Annotated in this window: 14 protein-coding genes; 3 read left to right on the top strand and 11 right to left on the bottom strand. The window is 44.4% G+C overall.

Going from position 1 to position 18,341, the window contains the following annotated elements; genetic code table 11:
- Positions 1 to 144 precede the first annotated feature (144 nt).
- On the bottom strand, positions 145 to 2,544 hold the full coding sequence (locus tag ACR32F_RS03045) for a heavy metal translocating P-type ATPase (protein WP_440116025.1): 2,400 nt from the start codon (positions 2,542 to 2,544) through the stop codon (positions 145 to 147).
- A 261-nt stretch (positions 2,545 to 2,805) separates the two neighbouring features.
- Between ACR32F_RS03045 and ACR32F_RS03040 the strand changes: the two genes are divergently transcribed.
- Positions 2,806 to 3,177: an ArsR/SmtB family transcription factor gene (locus ACR32F_RS03040; protein WP_440116023.1), complete on the top strand. Its 372-nt coding sequence runs from the start codon at positions 2,806 to 2,808 to the stop codon at positions 3,175 to 3,177.
- A gap of 137 nt (positions 3,178 to 3,314) precedes the next feature.
- Here ACR32F_RS03040 and ACR32F_RS03035 read toward each other — a convergent pair whose 3' ends face one another.
- The 8 genes from ACR32F_RS03035 to ACR32F_RS03000 all read right to left on the bottom strand — a co-directional run bounded on the left by ACR32F_RS03035 (position 3,315) and on the right by ACR32F_RS03000 (position 12,434).
- Positions 3,315 to 4,475, bottom strand: a complete 1,161-nt coding sequence (locus ACR32F_RS03035; RefSeq protein ID WP_440116021.1) for an AI-2E family transporter — start codon at positions 4,473 to 4,475, stop codon at positions 3,315 to 3,317.
- 408 nt (positions 4,476 to 4,883) lie between these two features.
- Positions 4,884 to 5,918 carry an LLM class flavin-dependent oxidoreductase gene (locus ACR32F_RS03030; protein ID WP_440116019.1) on the bottom strand — a complete coding sequence of 345 codons (1,035 nt, stop codon included), beginning with the start codon at positions 5,916 to 5,918 and terminating at the stop codon, positions 4,884 to 4,886.
- A gap of 159 nt (positions 5,919 to 6,077) precedes the next feature.
- Positions 6,078 to 6,389, bottom strand: a complete 312-nt coding sequence (locus ACR32F_RS03025; RefSeq protein ID WP_440116017.1) for an ArsR/SmtB family transcription factor — start codon at positions 6,387 to 6,389, stop codon at positions 6,078 to 6,080.
- A 148-nt stretch (positions 6,390 to 6,537) separates the two neighbouring features.
- On the bottom strand, positions 6,538 to 7,215 hold the full coding sequence (locus ACR32F_RS03020) for an NAD(P)H-dependent oxidoreductase (RefSeq protein ID WP_440116015.1): 678 nt from the start codon (positions 7,213 to 7,215) through the stop codon (positions 6,538 to 6,540).
- 314 nt (positions 7,216 to 7,529) lie between these two features.
- Entirely contained in the window at positions 7,530 to 9,275 is a 1,746-nt protein-coding gene (locus ACR32F_RS03015) for a methyl-accepting chemotaxis protein (RefSeq protein WP_440116013.1), read from the bottom strand.
- A 422-nt stretch (positions 9,276 to 9,697) separates the two neighbouring features.
- Complete coding sequence (locus tag ACR32F_RS03010) at positions 9,698 to 10,954, bottom strand: hypothetical protein (protein WP_440116011.1); 1,257 nt, start codon at positions 10,952 to 10,954, stop codon at positions 9,698 to 9,700.
- The gene (locus ACR32F_RS03005; RefSeq protein ID WP_440116009.1) at positions 10,951 to 11,532 is read right to left on the bottom strand and encodes an RNA polymerase sigma factor; all 582 of its coding nucleotides are present in this window, start codon (positions 11,530 to 11,532) and stop codon (positions 10,951 to 10,953) included. Before ACR32F_RS03005 ends, ACR32F_RS03010 begins: the two co-directional genes overlap by 4 nt.
- Before the next feature lie 167 nt (positions 11,533 to 11,699).
- Complete coding sequence (locus ACR32F_RS03000) at positions 11,700 to 12,434, bottom strand: class I SAM-dependent methyltransferase (RefSeq protein WP_440116007.1); 735 nt, start codon at positions 12,432 to 12,434, stop codon at positions 11,700 to 11,702.
- 162 nt (positions 12,435 to 12,596) lie between these two features.
- Between ACR32F_RS03000 and ACR32F_RS02995 the strand changes: the two genes are divergently transcribed.
- Positions 12,597 to 13,952 (top strand): MATE family efflux transporter, encoded by a 1,356-nt coding sequence (locus ACR32F_RS02995; RefSeq protein ID WP_440116005.1) that lies wholly within the window; start codon positions 12,597 to 12,599, stop codon positions 13,950 to 13,952.
- A 485-nt stretch (positions 13,953 to 14,437) separates the two neighbouring features.
- Entirely contained in the window at positions 14,438 to 14,929 is a 492-nt protein-coding gene (locus tag ACR32F_RS02990) for a hypothetical protein (protein WP_440116003.1), read from the top strand.
- A gap of 39 nt (positions 14,930 to 14,968) precedes the next feature.
- On the opposite strand, the gene ACR32F_RS02985 is transcribed toward ACR32F_RS02990, so the two are convergent.
- Together ACR32F_RS02985 and ACR32F_RS02980 are read right to left on the bottom strand one after the other, a co-directional pair.
- Complete coding sequence (locus tag ACR32F_RS02985; RefSeq protein WP_440116001.1) at positions 14,969 to 16,435, bottom strand: hypothetical protein; 1,467 nt, start codon at positions 16,433 to 16,435, stop codon at positions 14,969 to 14,971.
- A gap of 1 nt (position 16,436) precedes the next feature.
- Positions 16,437 to 18,173 carry a DEAD/DEAH box helicase gene (locus ACR32F_RS02980; RefSeq protein WP_440115999.1) on the bottom strand — a complete coding sequence of 579 codons (1,737 nt, stop codon included), beginning with the start codon at positions 18,171 to 18,173 and terminating at the stop codon, positions 16,437 to 16,439.
- Positions 18,174 to 18,341: the final 168 nt, after the last annotated feature.

The raw sequence follows: 18,341 nt of genomic DNA, 5'->3' as shown, positions 1-18,341 counted from the left end.
GGGGATAAAGGCGAACGCTTCGCTTCTTCAGGTTATTTCTGCCCTCTCCGTTCTCGTGTAAATGGTCTAGTTAGACTTATCTACGTAAAAATATAAAAACGGCTCTACGTATATACGAAGAGCCGTCTGGATCGTTTCGGAAACTTAGATTTCCTTCACTCGCAGTACACGCATGGCGTTCAGGACAGCCAGCACCGTGACACCCACATCAGAGAATACCGCTTCCCACATCGTTGCAATACCGAACACACCCAGCAGCAGGAAGATCGCTTTGACGCCCAGTGCAAACCCGATATTTTGCCATACAATCCTGCGTGTACGCTTCGCGATACGGATCGCACTTGCCAGTCTGGAAGGCTCATCCGTCATGATGACCACATCTGCCGCTTCGATGGCAGCATCCGAGCCGAGTCCCCCCATCGCTACACCTACATCCGCACGCGCCAGCACAGGTGTATCGTTGATGCCGTCACCAACAAACACCATTTTCTCCTTCGGCGACTTGGCCGCTTCCAGCTGCTCCAGCCGTTCGACTTTGTCCTGTGGCAGCAGTTCAGCATATACTTCATCCACACCAAGCTCGCGCCCTACCGCTTCACCAACTGCTTTGGCATCGCCTGTCAGCATGACTGTTTTGCGAATACCAAGCTTCTTGAGCGCCTGAATGGCTGCTGCTGCGTCATCCTTCACTTCATCGGCAATGATCAGATGACCGACATACGCGCCTGCTTCAGCAACATGCACTACGGTTCCCACGGTTTGTGGGGTTGTGTAGGAAATGTCTGCCTGCTCCATTAGTTTGGCATTACCGGCAAGCACTTCACGTCCATCCACGATGACCTTGATGCCATGTCCGGCAACTTCATCATAACCGTCCACACCCTGAGTACGGATATCCCGAGCCCAGGCTGCGCGAATCGATTCAGCAATGGGATGATTAGAATGGGCCTCGACAATTGCAGCAAGCTCCATCAATTCATCTTCTGTACGTCCGTTTTCTGGACGAATGGCTGTTACTTTAAATACACCTTTGGTTAGTGTACCCGTTTTGTCGAAAACAACGACTTTGACATCGTTTAATGCTTCCAGGTAGTTACTGCCTTTAATGAGAATACCGTTACGGGAAGCAGCACCGATGCCGCCGAAGAATCCAAGCGGGATGGATACCACTAGAGCACACGGACAAGAGATAACCAGGAATACCAGTGCACGATAGATCCAATCGGTGAAGGTTGCACCACTGAGCACCAGCGGTGGGACGAGCGCGATTAACGCGGCAAGAATTACAACAACCGGCGTGTAGTATCGGGCGAATTTACTAATAAAATGCTCCGTCTTGGCTTTGCGACTACTTGCATTCTGTACGAGGTCCAGAATTTTCGATACGGTCGATTCACCAAACGTTTTGGTTACTTCGATTGTCAGCATCCCGTTTTTGTTCACAAAACCACTCAGGACATCACTGCCGGGTTCCAGTTCACGAGGTACCGATTCACCGGTCAGAGCGGATGTATCCACCATCGAGCGACCTGCTTTGACGATTCCATCCAGCGGTACTCGCTCACCCGCTTTGACCACGATGCGATCACCGATCCGCACTTCTTCGGGAGAAACACGCTTGGTCTCTTCGCCAGAGCCGACAAGAATGTTGGCATAGTCTGGTCGGATATCCATAAGCGATTGAATCGATTTGCGTGAGCGATTAACCGCCATGCCTTGAAACAGCTCACCGAGCTGATAAAAGAGCATGACCGCGACTCCTTCCGGGTACTCACCGATGGCAAAAGCACCAATGGTCGCAACGGACATCAGGAAGTACTCATCAAATACTTGACCGCGAATAATGTTTTTAAACGCTTGGAGCACGATGTCTCCCCCGGCAATCAGATAAGCAACCACATACAGGGCAAGCTGCGCCCAACCTTCGAGTGGTGACCAGATGGCTGCTGCCATCAGAATGGAGCCTGCCGCCAGGCGTGCCAGTAACACTTTCGTCTGCCCAGCACCATGTTCATGCGAGTGTCCAGCATGTGCATCATGATCGTGTCCGTGTGAATCGCCGTGATCATGTCCTGTGTGACTTTCATGATCATGAGAGTGACCTTGGACGCCATGTTGATGACCGCGCTCGTGATCATGAGTTCCTTGCAAATGACCATGATCATGGGAGTGAGCAGCATGGTCGTGGCGTTGCCCACTTGTATCATGCCCATGCCCATCAGCCGTGCCGGCATGTGTGTGTGCATGGCTGTTCAAGTGGTTGCTCGACTCTGCCGAGGTACGGCTACCGAGTGAAGGTCTGCCTTTTTCCGAGATGCGAATATGTGGCTCCAGCCGAAGCACTTTGCGCTTTGCTTCTTCCACCACCTGCTCATCCATATCGGATGTGGTGTGCATCGATAAGGTTTTAGTTACAAAATTAACAGAGCAATCGCTAATGCCTTTAATCTTTTTGACGCCATTCTCAATCTTTAATGCGCAGTTCGCGCAGTCCAGTCCATCCAGCAGCAGTTCCCTTTTCACCTGTTCCTGTCCGGTTCCCATGTGAATTCTCCCCTTTGCAGTACGAAAAACGAAATGGTTATCCGTAATGATTCATATTAACAATCAATATATGAGCACTCATTCATATGTTTAGATACCCCTATTATATGCACGCTCAAACAGGAGTGTCAACAATTCCTGTTGATTTTTTATACAGAATATGCTAATAGTAATCATTTCGCTTTAGACGTTTTTTGGATATAATAGGCTTATCGAAGAATAATTAATCAAAGGTTCAGTTCATACAGGTGGTGATAGGAAATGGAACAACCGGTTAAAGCGCCAGCTGAATGCGACGCGGCTTGCTCCGGGACGGAGGCTGACGTACACTCGATTCGTACATCCCTCATGGATCGGGAGACTTCTTCCGAGATGGCGGACTGGTTCAAAGCATTCAGTGACCCGACACGGCTACGTATTATTGATGCACTGTTGCAGAAGGAATTATGTGTGCACGATCTGACGGTGCTGCTCGATATGGGACAGTCGGCCATTTCGCACCAGCTGCGGTCACTCCGCAACATGCGGATTGTCAAGCGGCGCAAAGAAGGCAAGACCGTTTATTATTCTCTGGATGATGCTCATATTGAGCAGATCTTCCTGCAAACGCTCCAGCATATTAAACACGGCTAGGCATCAGCCAAGCCTGTTCACGAAACAGAACCCCCGCCTCGCGGCTACTAGCCGATGGACGGGGGTTTCTGTTTGGGAAGGGCACCGTTTTGTCAGAAAGAAATCATCTTAGAGGGCCAGAGGCTTGCCCACTTTAGTTACAATAGATTGTTGTTCTTTGGATCATACAAACCGGATCTGTCCTTGAACCAGTTGAAAATATGCGACGCACATACTTTCAGCACCGCGTATCCCGGAACGGCCAGCAGAATACCCACTACACCGAACAGATTACCTGAAGTCAGAATGACAAAGATAATGGTGATTGGATGAATCTTAAGCGTTTTGCCCATGATCTGAGGTGAGATGAATTTACCCTCAATCAATTGCACGATCGTCCACACCGCTACCATTTTCAGCAGCATCACCGGAGAAGTGACCAGAGCCACAATCAACGCAGGTGTAATGGCAATCGCAGGCCCCAGATACGGTACAACGCTGGTGAACGACGCGATAATCGCGAGAATCAGTGCATAGTCCAGACCAATAATCATATAACCGATGTAGAGCAGAATGCCGATGCAGAAACTGACGATAATCTGCCCACGAATGAATGAACTGATCTGGTGATTGATATCCTCCAGCACATGCATTGCACCTGTACGGCTCTTGAGTGGCAGGAATGACAGAATTTTGGCCGGAAGTTTCTTGCCGTCTTTCAGCAGATAGAACAGAATGAACGGAACCGTTACAATGGACAGCACCGTCTCGGTGAAAGCTCCGAGAAATCCGCCGAGCTTGTTCCAGGTAGAGTTCAGAATTTCAGTAGCTTTCTGGGAGATTGTACCCCACCAGTCCTGTGCATTCATATTCATCGTTTCCTGGAACTGACCGAACAGCTTGCTGCCCGTAAGCTCCTCAAACTGCTGTTTTACTGTCTCACTGTACGTTGGGAAATTTTCAATCAGCCCCGTAATCTGGTTACGCACGACCGGAATGACCGCCAGCACTACGACTGTCAAAATGCCTCCGATGGCGAGGTATAAGATTAGAATGGACCAGCCACGTTTGATCTTCCACCGTCCCATTACATCGACAACCGGATTCAGCAGGTAATAAAGTATGCCTGACAGAATAATGGGGAGCACAATCGTCTTGATGAGGACCGCGAGCGGATGAAGAACAAAGGATACTTTGGTCAGAACCATCACGTTCAGTCCTACCAACAGCAGGATCAGCAGAAATAAGACAAACTTGTTGTTCAGAAAAAACCGCTTAAACCGATCCGGCCAAACGCGGGATTGCTCAGGTTGCTCCATAGGCGTGTCTTCCTCTCTTATGTATCTAAAGTTCCTTGTACAAGCCAACATATGTATAACACTCTGGGTTTATACGTATGTTGTTATTTAACCGTTTCAATATAGACCGGTAAATTCATTTTACCCCAAAAAGAGATTTCTGCCCCATACGCAAAAATTGCAAAATATCCCTATAAAAACGACCGACATCAGACGTGATTTAATTGCTGATCTTATTAGGGATCATGGAGATCATGGCGAACCCAAGAATATCCTGTTTTGGTCATTACCCGCGTTACGCGCTTCCTAGTGTAATCCCCCCTTTTGTTAGCATTATACCAAAAAAAAAGACCGCCTCATCGGAGACGATCCTTAATATAAACAATCGGTTATATATCAGCTATCGCTTATATTACTTTTTAATTCTGGTTAGGCTCTGCCTGCCAGTTTTGCAATCAGTTCGTAAGAATGCAGACGTGCCTGGTGATCATAGATCATGGACGTAATAATAAGCTCATCAGCTTGCGTCTGAGCAATAAACGATTCCAGTTGACCACGCACGGTCTCAGGAGAACCGTTCACTGCCGCTTTCAGCGTCTGCTCGACACCCGCTTTCTCGCGGTCAGTCCATTTACCTTCCATCTCGGCAGGTGGCTGTACCAGTCCTGTGGTCCCACGAATAATGTTCAGGAACTGCTGCTGCATCGTAGTACCGAGCCACGCCGCTTCTTCATCGGTGTCCGCGACAACAGCATTCACCCCCACGATGACATGAGGCTCCTTCAAATGATCGGATGGTTGGAAGCTGCTCCGATACGTTTCCAGTGCAATTCTGGTGTAATCCGGTGAGAAGTGACTGGCAAAAGCAAACGGCAATCCCAGCTGCCCAGCTAGACGGGCACTGAAATCACTGGAACCGAGCAGATAAATCGGGATGTTCAAGCCTTCACCCGGTACAGCACGAACGGGTGCATGATACGATGTAGCAGAAGCATCGAAGTATGCTCTAAGCTCAGCCAGCAATTCCGGGAAATCTTCGCCACTGTTCAGATCTTTGCGTAGCGCCAGAGCTGTACGGCGGTCACTGCCCGGCGCCCGGCCCAATCCCAGATCAATACGGCCTGGATACAGGGATTCCAACGTACCGAATTGCTCGGCAATGACGAGTGGTGCATGGTTAGGCAGCATGATACCCCCTGAACCGAGTCGAATGGTCTTGGTTCCACCTGCAAGGTAACCGATGACAACCGATGTAGCAGAAGAAGCAATACCCGGCATATTATGGTGCTCAGCTACCCAGTAACGGTGATATCCCCAGCGCTCCGCATGTTGTGCCAGATCCAAACTGTTGCGCAGTGCAATGGCAGGTGTAGCACCTACAACGACAGGAGCCAGATCCAGAATGGAAAGCTTAACGTCGTTAATATGTTGTTTATGAGATGAAGCATTATTTTCAGTAGTCATTATGGGTAGATATCTCCTCTATAAATTATATTTTTGTATATCCAGATATATAGATGTAAAATGGCGAAGAATGGATGTGATACAGCATCGTTTAGCCGTTTACATCCGGACGGAATACCCGCGTGCACTTGCATTCTTGCTTCCGTCCCGGCGTCCGGCTTATAATTCGTGCTGCACGTACTCGGCAAACTGACGAATGGTTTCTTCGTTGCGGCGATAATACGTCCACTGTCCCCTGCGCTCAGAGAGCAGCAGCCCGGCTTTGAGCATAGTCAACAGATAGCTGGATATGACGGACTGAGCCAGTCCGGCTTTCAACTGAATCGTGCCAACACAGATTCCGCTCTTTCCTGCATCCGGATGCTGGGATAGTTCCAGCGGTGGAAAGTGTTGCTCCGGGTTTTTGAGCCACAACAGAATTTGTCTACGTGTCTCGTTAGATAATGCTTTGAATATGAGTATAGGTTCCATGGGTAAGATTATACCCCCTTTCTCCTATTTTGCAAACCAAACAGACTGATTCAACGGTAGAATCGGCCTGCCAAATTATACGCATTTATAAAACAAACCCCTGAGACCTCCTTGACAGGAGATACCAGAGGCTCATTAGGATCATTTTTTACTCAATCCACTGTGTAATTTTCTCTATAGGCTGACGGGATTTCTCACGTTGCGGATCTTCTGCGCGGTAACCAAAGGCTGCCATGACGGAAATATCCCATGCTCCATCCTCCAGCAAACCTTCCTCTTCCAGAATACGATGTACAGCCTCATAGCTGAATCCTTCAATCGGGCAGGAATCAATACCAATCAGCGCTGCCGCGGTCATCATGTTGCCGAGAGCGATATAGGTCTGCTTGGATGCCCAGTCGAACAATGTTCGCGGGTTCTCAAGCATGCGTTGGTTCTTTTGAAAATTCCCATAAGCCGCACTTGTCAACTCAAATACGTCATCCGGCATTCCCTTAATCTCCTTCAGCATATATTCCGCATGGGGGGAATTAAAACTGGCATCCGACCGCGCCAGGATGATAACAAAATGGCTAGCTGTCGCCAATTGTTTTTGTGCCCCGGAAGACACTTCGGACAGACGCGTGCGGAAGTCCGGGTTCTGCACAATCAAAAATTTCCATGGTTCCAATCCGATCGAACTTGGGGATAACCTTCCTGTTTCCAAAATAAATTTGAAATCCTCATCTGTAATTTTGCGTGAGTCATCAAATATCTTTGTCGCATGCCGGAAACGAAAGGCATTTAAAATATCTTCTTTTTTCATTACCTGTGTTGGAACTCCCATGGTTCTCCACGTCCTTCTTATTTGTATTTGTATTGTATTATTGTATGTTGAATCCTCTGATGTCTAAAGTGTTTTCTTCTGACTAAGTATTATATTAGAGTCTATACTCCCAAATTAAAAGTACGCACATTTTTGTTTCTTAATTTGTAAAAGTAAGTAATGTGTTGGAACAGGGAAAAAGCCGCCCAGGGACCGAATCCCTTAAGCGGCCTAATTATGGACCATTGAATATTAGCTGTACCTGTTCCCTAATTCATTTTCACAAATGATCTGATATCTTCTTTATCTATCCGGGATTTGTCTCTCCCGAACTTTTACACTTTGAAATCCTGAACCAGTTTATCTAAGCTTACTGCGCTCTTCTTCACCTGATCAGACTGTTGAACTACTTCCATAGATTGTGCAGTGGAGGCGACCATATGACCTGCTATATCCTGGCTGGATGCTGCAGATTGTTCACTCGCTGAAGCAATTTCATGGATGGACCCCACAATGGTCTTAATATTAGCTGTTACTTGTTGTGAGGTTGCATTGAGATCTTTAACTGCATTGGCATGTTCAAGAGAATCCATATAATATTGCTCTGCTGTGTTTTCCAATAATTTATAATCTCTGCCTACCTGGTCAAACATAAAGGATAGCAGCTCCTTGGAGTTGGAAGACAGATGGGTTACAGACTGCGTGACCTCCTCGGTCACACGCTGGATCTGATCGGCCGCCTGTCTCGAATCATCTGCCAACTTGCGTATTTCGCTCGCCACAACAGCGAATCCTCTGCCTGCTTCACCGGCCCGAGCAGCCTCAATGGATGCATTTAAAGCAAGTAAATTGGTCTGTGCGGTAACATCCAAAATGGACTGGGAAAGGATACCGATCTGATCCACAGCAGTTGCCCGCTCCAGTGCTTCAGTCATCTTTTTACTCGTACTCTGATACATGTCCATAGCTGCCTGACTCGACTCTTGGGCCTCTTGCTTCAATTTCTCTGCCTTGTTGCTGGTCACATAGGCAGACTCCGCCTGTTTAAACGTTTGTGCCGAAATGTATTCAGCACCCTCCTGCATCTCACTCGCCGACTGGTTCATATTTTCGGTATGGGCTGATGCCTCTTCCATCGCGGCTGAGAGCTCTTCAACCGTCGCAGATACTTCCCGAATCCGTTCGTTCAGACCTGCCATATTCTGATTCGTCAGATCGCTAATCTGGTTGATATGTCGAGATTCCTGAATGACACCCCTAATCACGTTGGAAGTGGAGTCGGTCATGTTGCGGATCGCTCGTGCGATGACACTGATCTCATTGTTCCCCTGTATTAGAGATGGATCTATGGATGCCGTTAAATTACCTTTCGTTACCTCTTCGCAATAAAGGGTTATGGCTTTCATTCGTTGACGGATGCTGCGAATCATTACATACGATATAACAATAAGAGCGGCGAGTGACAGAAGGAGGACTGTACCCAGTATCATTGCTCTTTGCATAATCACTTCCTGCGTATGAGCATAAAGTTTGGCTGACTCTTCTTCGTTGTAATCACTCAACAAGCTCACCGTTTCAACAATGGCTGTGCTGCTCTTGTTAATCCGTCCCCTCTCATCGCTGTCATAGGTTCCCGTCGTCTTTTTGACATCCATGATCTGTTCAATATCCTGATAATATGTATCCATCTTGGCTGTTAAATCTACGAGTATTTCTTTCTCTCTTGTATCCAGCGTTCTAGCGGCAAACTCATCCAGACCGTCTGTAACACTCTTCTTGCCTTTTTGAACCTGCTCATACTGCTTTTCTGTGAATTCTGCGTTATCGAGGACCTTGGTGTAATTGGCACGCATATTATAGAAATTGCTCTTCACTTCAAGAACGTTGGTTTGATGCTGAAAGCGGTCATTATAGAGAACGCCTTGTCCCAACTTGGCCTCATTCATGCTGAATATTCCGATCAGAAAGACTGTCACTAAGCCAATCAGACTAATGCTAATCATCATAATCATCGTTGTTGTCAGCTTCAGATTCTTCAATGTGTTTCCTTTCCGATATTTTTGCTTAGGCTCGCTTCTCATTCTAATTCCCCCGGTTTTCATGTTAGATTAAGCATTCTGGTTCTTAGTGGATCTGTATATTTATATATCGTACGTGGTCATACTATTTGTTAGCGTTCCAGAAAGATTCCCTCAACTCTATTGAACTCCTAAAAGCAGCTCTGATCATTCACCATTCTTGAAAACAAATAACGTGTTCAAAGGAGTTCCTTCATCCACTGGAAAAAGGCGAAAAAAGCCGCTTCGGGAACAAATCCCTTAAGCAGCTTATCGGCAAACCGTTGATTATAGCTCCACTAGCCCTGAATCTTCTCATCCAGACTCGCTGTTCCGTTATAGCGGCAGGCCACCCACACAAGACGTGAACTCACCAAATATTTCATCGTTATGCTCCTTATGCTCATTCCATCTATTAAGAAGATTATAACCTATGGAATCAAGTCTTAAAGATCACCTATCGCAACCCTATTAATTCTAACAGCTTCGTCATATTGAATCTCGATAACACCATTTCCATTCCCCAATTCAAAAGTAACAACTCCCGGTTTATTCGGATTTCGATGTAGCTTGTATTCTTGCAGATTAATTTGAAACATTTGCTCGATGATAGGTTCAACTTTTTTTCGAAGAGTGGATTCCTCGATGTCTAGCAGTTTATCAGAGTAATCCTGAAAGTCCTCACCATCTTTAGGCCCTGTCATGTCTGATGTGAAGTTTCGTACCGAATACTTACTCCTGAACATACCCCCAATGCTTGTAACAAGATATTGATCCCCAAACGTCAAATCCGTTCTCTCCTCCAGATGTTTGTCATCCCTGGTAACATTGATCCCTGTCAAAGCAGGTGCTGGTTCGCCTGATAATGCCCCTATCGATTCTTTTGCGTCAGCTAGTAATTCCTTGGATATTCTCTCAGGTTCGACATAACCCGAAATCAAAACAGCCTTGTCTCGCGTCCATTCAATATTGCCACTGCCCTTTTCATTCTGCAACGTCAAGGTCGTAAACCATACCGGTTTCTCTTGACTCTGCTTCATTTTCACATATCGTCTGGCTGAGATCGGCTTCAGTGTAGGATCACTGCCGATGCTTTGCAGAAGTGTCGGAACCTGACGAAGGAACCGATGCTCCAGCTCATTAGCTTTCATCTCCCGCCTCATCTCCACCTCTCGCAGATTACCCGTCGCTGCATCAAGCCATATTTTCGCGTATTCACCTTCCATTTCATTCCCGGCTTCCACATAAATTCTGTCTGAGATTGGCAAGTTCTGCACTTTGGTTATGAGCAGCTGTTTGCCAAGATAATCCCTCATGGTGACTGCAACTGTTTTCTTCATCTGGTTCGACAGAAGCTTCATACCGACATCATCTGAAGTTTGGAGCACTGCTGCCGGATATACCCTCTCGAGCACAGATTCCGCAATCTGTCCGTTCCAGAGAAGTACCGCTGATGCGATGGCTGCAACAGCCGTGCCAGCAATAACGGTTCGTCGTGAAGAGAACCCTCCTCTGCGCTGCCCCCTATAGATATGTTGATTGGAATTTTTATTATAAGTCTCTTCTTTCTCCTCCTGCCCAGCCCCCGACTTGATCCACGCTACCTGACGAAGTACATTCTGCTTATGCTCTTCCGTAAAAGGAGACGCCGCAAACGGCTCCAGTCGAACTGCCTTTTCCCAGTCATCATCGTTATGTTTCATTCGCTTTGCGCCTCCCATTGTTTTCGTACTTTTGCTTTCGCCCGAGACAATCTGGACTTGACCGTGCCTGTGCTGATGCCCAGCATCTCCGCTATTTCACTCGTCGTAAGCTCATACTTCAGATGTAGCAACAGCAACTCGCGGAATTTATCCGGCAAGCCCATGATAATATCCCAGATCTCATGGACGTGCTCCCGGCTAATCACCTCAGTCTCGGCTGACGGGTGAACGTAATTTCCTGAAGCTACATTTTTTTCACCAGAGGGCTCTTGGTCCGAAGTTTTGAAAGACAAGGTCTCTCCCCACAGACTGCTGCGAAAAAATCTGGATTTTCGATATGTAAATGTCGTGTTCCTTGTAATGGTCAGCAACCATGTCTTCAATGAGCACTCCCCGCGAAAGTGAGAGATCCCGGAGTACGCCCGAATAAACACTTCCTGCGATAGTTCATCTGCCTGTTCGGCACTTTTGGTCAGAAAATAAGCGTAATTCCATACATCGTTACCGTAGTCATCCATTATGCTACTCAGTGTGTAATTGTCGATGGTCTGAGCACTTTTCAGATATTGATAGTCCAACTGATGTTCACCTCATTTAATAAGACTAAATCTGTTGTGGTTTGGTTCCCTTACTGCTAACTTTCTCTCCTACTCCTGCAAAATAAAATAAACCAGCAGGTTCAGAAGAACTGAACGTACTGGTCTATCCAGGGTGTACTTTCTCCCTGCTCATTGGTTTATTGTACTCATATCTTCACCGCAGCAATCATCAGAAACATCGGCCGACGATTCTCGTCTCGCATACCGGGAACCTGCTCAATCATCTCCAGGGAGGGTTTGGACTCTGCCACCTGTTGAATCGTAAATTCGGCCGTAATGAGTTCATTCAAATGTGTCGCCAGTGTTCGATGGTATTTGACTACATCCTGATTCAGAAAGTTCGCCACACGCTGTCCTTCATCATGATATTGATCCACGGGCCAGTGCATGATCTCACCCTCCAGTCCATAATGCCAATCCTGTGCAGCACGCGCGGTGAAGATCGGATGTTCAGATGACAATACAAATGTGCCGCCTGTAGCAAGACAGGCATTGATTTTGGCATATACTTGATCCAATCGTTTAATATAATGCATAGCCAGTGAACTGATCACCACATCGAATTGTCCCGCTGCAAATTCAATATCCTCAATCGCCATACGCTTGTACTCTATCTGTGAATCGTCCGTCATCTCTCGTGCACGCTGCAGCATATTTTCAGACAAATCCACGCCGACTACATGATTTGCCTGTTGCTCACGCGCATAACGACAGTGCCAACCAAAGCCACATCCAAGGTCCAGTACATTCTTATCCTTTAGTCCAGGCAGCATCGTTTGCAGCTCATGCCACTCTCCGGCTGCCTTCAGCCCATGAACGGAACGAGCCATCTGACTGTAACTGCCGAAAAATTCAGCTTCATCGTATTTGTTTTGTTTCATACATCGCTTCCTCCCGCATCAAAGAATATCCATTAACTCTACCACATAAACGATAATCCATTGAAAAAGTTGCCAACCAAATTCTCGGTATGGTATTATACAGAACGAACGTTCAGTATAAATAAATGCAGAACGAACATTCAGTTATTAACGGAGGTCATCATGAACACAACTTGGACGCACCCACTGGAAAGGCAATCTGTAGGTAAGGCATTTGTACGCTATCTCGTGCCTTCTGTATTAGGGATGCTGGTTATCGCTTTTAATTTTATTATTGACGGCATCATGGTTGGACACAAGCTTGGATCTACAGCTCTGGCCGGGATCGGGATTGCCTCTCCTGTCTACACGCTTTTTGTTGCCATGTCCCTATGGATTGGCATGGGCGGTGCAACCTTGTATTCAACCTATATGGGTAAAAAAGATATCACAACCGCCAAACAAATTTTCACCAAATCGGTTACAATCATTATGCTAATTACGATCGCAATCGGATATACTGCGTTTACTTTCAAAGATAAGCTGGTCTACGCTCTCGGTGCCAATGCCGAAACGTTCCCTTTTGCTGCCGATTATATGAATATCTTCTTGTTGTTCGGGTTTGTCTTCACCATCGAGAATGCACTCAGTATTTTTGTTCGTAACGATGGAGATCCCAACACATCCATGTACGCTCAGATCACATTTGCGGTAGCCAATATCGTGCTTAATTATGTGACACTGTATGTGCTCGAATGGGGTGTGCGAGGCGTTGCGATCGGTACAATCGTATCGGCATCTCTGGCACTTCTTGTCCTGCTAACTCATTTTTTTAAGAAAACAAATCAGCTCACTTTCACCCGTTTCAAATGGAATACCAAACTGCTGGCCTCCATTGTACTCATTGGTTTTCCCAGCTTTCTGGCCGAGTTGGGCATGTCTGTCTTCTCGATCTCTCACAACGTCTCACTGGACCGGATTGCGGGCACGGATGGCGTGGCGTCTTTCACAGTACTGAACTATATTCATGGCGTTGTGCTGTTGGCCTTCCTCGGTCTGGCATCTGCTGCACAACCTCTGGTCAGCTATTATCACGGATCCAAACAGATGGAGCGGGAAAAACAGACCATTCGAATAGCCTCCAGAACTGCTCTGGCGTGTGGTGTCCTGCTGCTGATTGTTGTGCAATGGGGAGCGCCTTATTTTGTGCAAATCTTCGGGAACTTCAGTGACAGCGTCACGGGTAACGCCGTGTATGGTTTGCGAATATTTACTTTTGCATACTTGTTCATGGGTATTAACTTTGTCATGAGCACCTACTTCCAATCGGTCGGTAATGCCAAAATGGCCATCTGGATTACAGTTGCACGTGAAATGATTATCATGATTGCGTTGATTGCTGTCCTCCCTTCATTCTTGGGTGTTACTGGCGTATGGCTTGCTGTACCGCTATCCGAGATGCTGGTGCTGTTGACCATTGGTATGTACTATAAAAAGCGATCCATCTCTGAACGGATAAACGGTTTAAGCATCGAATAAAAATAGGTAAACAAGCAAAAGACCTGCTTGATCCATAAGGATCAGGCAGGTCTTCTATGTGTGCCAAATGATATTCGAATATCCAACCGGCCATTACTGTCCGTGGTTGCGTCCCCATTTCTTTTGGAGTAGCCCCCTGTCATCCCATCCAGATGATACGAACGATAAATTCAACTGAGAGTTTACTGAAATTGTGTTCTTCCACTTTAATCAGTCTGATATTTATCTAACCTAGACCATTGTTTAAACTCCACACGACTAATTTTCTTTACAGGCTTCACTTTTTTGCTCACTGTGTTGTATCTGTACAATATCATTTGATCCGATGGATACTCACTTATATAATCTACTATTTTACCGCTTTTCTACCACAAGACTAGGTAAGTAGTTTTTTTCCTTTCAGTTAACTTGAATGTAACATTACCCATGCTGGTACGTTATTTACTTATATATTCAATTTCAATATGAGATAAGGAGGATATAACTTGAAAAAGATCTGCAACACATTATTTATGTTGATGCTTGTCGTGCCAATCCTTGCTTCCTGTACTCCCCGCACTACATCGGATTCTTCTTCGGAGCATTCTGTATCAACGAACTCTACAGAAACGAAAACAGATCAGAGTTTTCAAAAGGGAGTATTTATTGATTGGGAAAAAGAATATGATCCCCTGTTAAACGATCAGATTATAACGATTCTGAAACGTAATCTTGATGCTACCGTTAGTTTAGATGAACCTGCATTCCGAAGTACATTTCCAGATTCGCAAACGGCTGACCATTATACGGAAGTGGCGTTCGGAGCGGAATGTAATTTCACAGAGATATTTAACATTTCAGAAGATAAAACTAAACATCATATTCTTGTAAATGTATTAGGTAATGTACGAAGAGATAACACGGTAGAGCAAAGCGCTATCACTTATTATTTCGCTGCCAATGGCCAAGGAGAATGGAGTTTGGTGGCATTGGATTAGGAGTTGTGAACAGTTACGAGAGTCGTTATAACATATTACTTACTTCTTTTTATTAAACATTCCGAATTCTTGTATTTCCACAATCCGCTCCTCTACCTTGTCATATATAACGAAAAACTCTTTGAAAAAGAGCCCTTTGCCTAGTAGAGCAATTCTGTTTCCCTTTTCGGCATATTCAAATTTTTTTGATTTCGTTGGATTAGGAATAACCTTCAAAATCCTTTGAACAGTAGGAGTTATCCCGCTAATGGGGGCTATAGAGTTACATAATGGGCAGAGGCTACCTGGATTGCAATTACGACAATAAAACTGACTACAATTTGTGCAACAATGCTGCTCTTCTTCAGCACAAGCCTGCAAGCATGTATGGCAATTGATAGAGTGAGTGTTACATAATGGATGCTTTGATACACTGGATAACGTCATACATGACGGGCAGATAGGATCAGCACATACATTGCATTTATTCAACTTCCGATTATCCAAAAGCTTGTTACAATTCGTACATATAAACGTATGTTTATTCTGTACTATGACATGATCACTAGTGATTGTAAAAGGACCTTCAGTAGAGTTACTGATAGGACAATGAATACTTATCGATTTTTCACCAGAAATCTCCAAAAGGATCTTCCCATACTTACTATGGATTTGTACTGTGCCATATTCGACAATATTCCTTGCCACTAGTATGGCTACCGGCTCAATCTTTATTTCACTTTCTGATATAGAGAACTTTAACTGTTGTTGATGAATTAGTGCCTCACGCTCTCTGATTAGTAAATCTATTTCCGTTTTGGGATCATTACCTTTTGAAGTTTCACCAGCTTGATTATCTGCAATAAGGGTATCATAATATTCGTTTATCCGATTAATCTCATTTGAGAGTTGATTATTCGTTTGCTTCATAAGTTTATCAACAAAATGTTCCGCATCTTTAGAAGCTTCAGTTAAAACTTTAGAGATGGAAGAGTCTAACTTTTCTCTAGAAAGTCCAATTACAGGTCCACTTGTACTTTCAGTTATAATCTGATCCAATCTCCCAAGTAAAGGAATGATATCCCCTGTCTCAATATCAACCTGAAAGCCCTTAAGATATTCCTCAATTAGTTGACCGTGAACCGTTGTTTTACACCAAACATATAGCTGGTCCGTCTTATTTTCTTGCTTATTTACTAATTCTATTTCACAGTTTGGAAACTTCCTGATCATTTCATTTACTAATTGATTGATGGGGTGCTGCAATAGGATATGTCCAATACCGTGATTTTGCTCAGCAATTAGCTTAGCTAACTTTTGTGTGAAAAATGATTCGAATGTAATATACGTTTGCTTAGGATCAGAGGTTCTAATAAAACTTATTTGATATTCGCTGACACCTGAGAACTCATCCTTAAGATGTTTGGGAATAGTGATGTGCATCAAATGTTCTGATATAGTTACTACTTCTATTCCCAAAAACGCGCAGCCTTCTTTTATATAATCTTTAAGTTGAAAGAATTCCAATTTAGGCACCTACTCCGATATGATTCAATATTTTTGTTGTCTGATCAATATCCGCATTCAATTCTTGTTGGGCTTTTAACATTTCTTCACCGATAGCGCGCAGTTTGTTTTCAATCTCGGATGCATGAATAGATTCTAGAATAATCTTGCCAATTCTAACCTCAAGCGAATCGTCCTCAACTTTCATATAGGAGAGTATCGTATCTAATTCCCCAATGACTATCTCAAATAAATTAACCTTTGAGGTCAAAATGTACAGTAGATACTCATCAATTGTCCCTTTAGTTGGCATCGTAAATATTTCCACATCATTTACTTGTCCAAAACGATGTACTCTTCCGATCCGTTGTTCAATTCTCATTGGATTCCAAGGTAGATCATAATTTATTAATCGGTGGCAAAACTGCAAATTAAGTCCCTGACCGCCTGACTCTGTTGATATAAAAACTTGACACTCTCCATTTTTAAATCGTTCGATAGCTATTTGTTTTTCATTCGAAGAAAGACTTCCATGGTAAGTGGTGAACGTCACTCCATGGTTGGTGAACACAGATTTTAACATTTCAATGGTTGCAAGATATTCAGAATATATGATGACCTGATTATTATTCGCTTTAATGATTTTTAGAATTTCTAATGTTTTGGTCGGAACAGCAATAGATTCACCAAAATTAATGAGATTCTCACATGTTTTTTGATCATCAAGTCCTGATAACCGCGGCAGCATGCGGTTCTTGAGTGTCCTCAAAGTTGAATGCGGACTACTACAATTCTGCTTTAGAAGCATCATTAGAATGAGAACAATTAAATTAATTTCCGTCTTATCCCACCCGATAGCGATTTGACCATCAACATACTTACGATAAATATCACGACAGAAATCAATAACCTGATTATGGAAGTCTCTCTCAACGCCAGAAAGCTCGATTTCCACACTGTATACTTTCCGTCTAGGTAGTTCTACCAATGTATTGGCTCTTCGATTTCTGATCATGACTTTATTAAGAAGATCTTTAAGGTTTTGAACATTTTTGGGTGTGTATCGGTTAACAATATACTCTTCTCGGAATAGTTTCCGACTACGTAAATACCCTGGTTTTAGTATATTCACAAGGTTATATAATTCTCTAATGTCATTTTGAATAGGTGTAGCAGACATAAGCAACGTGTTTATCTTACTTATACTGTAAATGAACTTATACGTAGCTGTATTATGATTTTTAAGGCAATGCGCTTCATCTACTATAAGGAGATCGAATGTACGTTCACTGATTTTCCGTTTTCTCTCCTCAGATCGTACGAGCCCAGGAATGGAAGAAATAATAAAGTTTGCTGTCTCCCAACCTGATTCTCTGATATCCTTTAGCTCAATATGAAACTTCTCGTTTATTTCTTCTTTCCATTGTTCAACGAGTGGAGCTGGTACAAGGACTAATACAGATTTGATGAGTCCTCTGGTGCTGAGTTCTTTAATAATCAACCCTGCTTCTATTGTTTTACCCAGGCCAACCTCGTCGGCTAATATTGCACTTCCTTGCATATCACGTAACACTTTCAATGCAGCTTCTGCCTGCCATGGACGCGGTTCTATTTCTATCTCCGAGAGACAGACTAAACGATCAAATCCCTTTTGGAGACGTATTGTCTGTGACTGAAGTTCCAGCTTAACGTTCAAACTGGAAGAGGAACCTGATAATAAAGCTTGCATTTGAGCTTCTGTAGGCATAGCTACTTCCAAGTAAAGTCCTCCCTAAGTAGAAATATAGTACTATTGTATCAGAGATTGTCTGTATTTAACTGTCGATATCAGTCGATAAATATCATATTTTCTAATATATAGGAAGGGAAAATAGCATTCTCTTCGAAAGAGTAACCATCTTGGAGAGCAAAACCAAATATCATACTC

It is taken from the genome of Paenibacillus hebaui (genome assembly GCF_051934385.1).
In the GTDB taxonomy this organism is placed as follows: domain Bacteria; phylum Bacillota; class Bacilli; order Paenibacillales; family Paenibacillaceae; genus Paenibacillus.
Note: the sequence above shows the minus strand (reverse complement) of the source record. Positions and strands in the feature narration are given on the sequence as shown.

Coding starts and splice junctions, on each gene's coding strand:
- ACR32F_RS03045 (WP_440116025.1), bottom strand. CDS start 2,544: ATGGGAACCGGACAGGAACAGGTGAAAAGGGAACTGCTGCTGGATGGA.
- ACR32F_RS03040 (WP_440116023.1), top strand. CDS start 2,806: ATGGAACAACCGGTTAAAGCGCCAGCTGAATGCGACGCGGCTTGCTCC.
- ACR32F_RS03035 (WP_440116021.1), bottom strand. CDS start 4,475: ATGGAGCAACCTGAGCAATCCCGCGTTTGGCCGGATCGGTTTAAGCGG.
- ACR32F_RS03030 (WP_440116019.1), bottom strand. CDS start 5,918: ATGACTACTGAAAATAATGCTTCATCTCATAAACAACATATTAACGAC.
- ACR32F_RS03025 (WP_440116017.1), bottom strand. CDS start 6,389: ATGGAACCTATACTCATATTCAAAGCATTATCTAACGAGACACGTAGA.
- ACR32F_RS03020 (WP_440116015.1), bottom strand. CDS start 7,215: ATGGGAGTTCCAACACAGGTAATGAAAAAAGAAGATATTTTAAATGCC.
- ACR32F_RS03015 (WP_440116013.1), bottom strand. CDS start 9,275: ATGAGAAGCGAGCCTAAGCAAAAATATCGGAAAGGAAACACATTGAAG.
- ACR32F_RS03010 (WP_440116011.1), bottom strand. CDS start 10,954: ATGAAACATAACGATGATGACTGGGAAAAGGCAGTTCGACTGGAGCCG.
- ACR32F_RS03000 (WP_440116007.1), bottom strand. CDS start 12,434: ATGAAACAAAACAAATACGATGAAGCTGAATTTTTCGGCAGTTACAGT.
- ACR32F_RS02995 (WP_440116005.1), top strand. CDS start 12,597: ATGAACACAACTTGGACGCACCCACTGGAAAGGCAATCTGTAGGTAAG.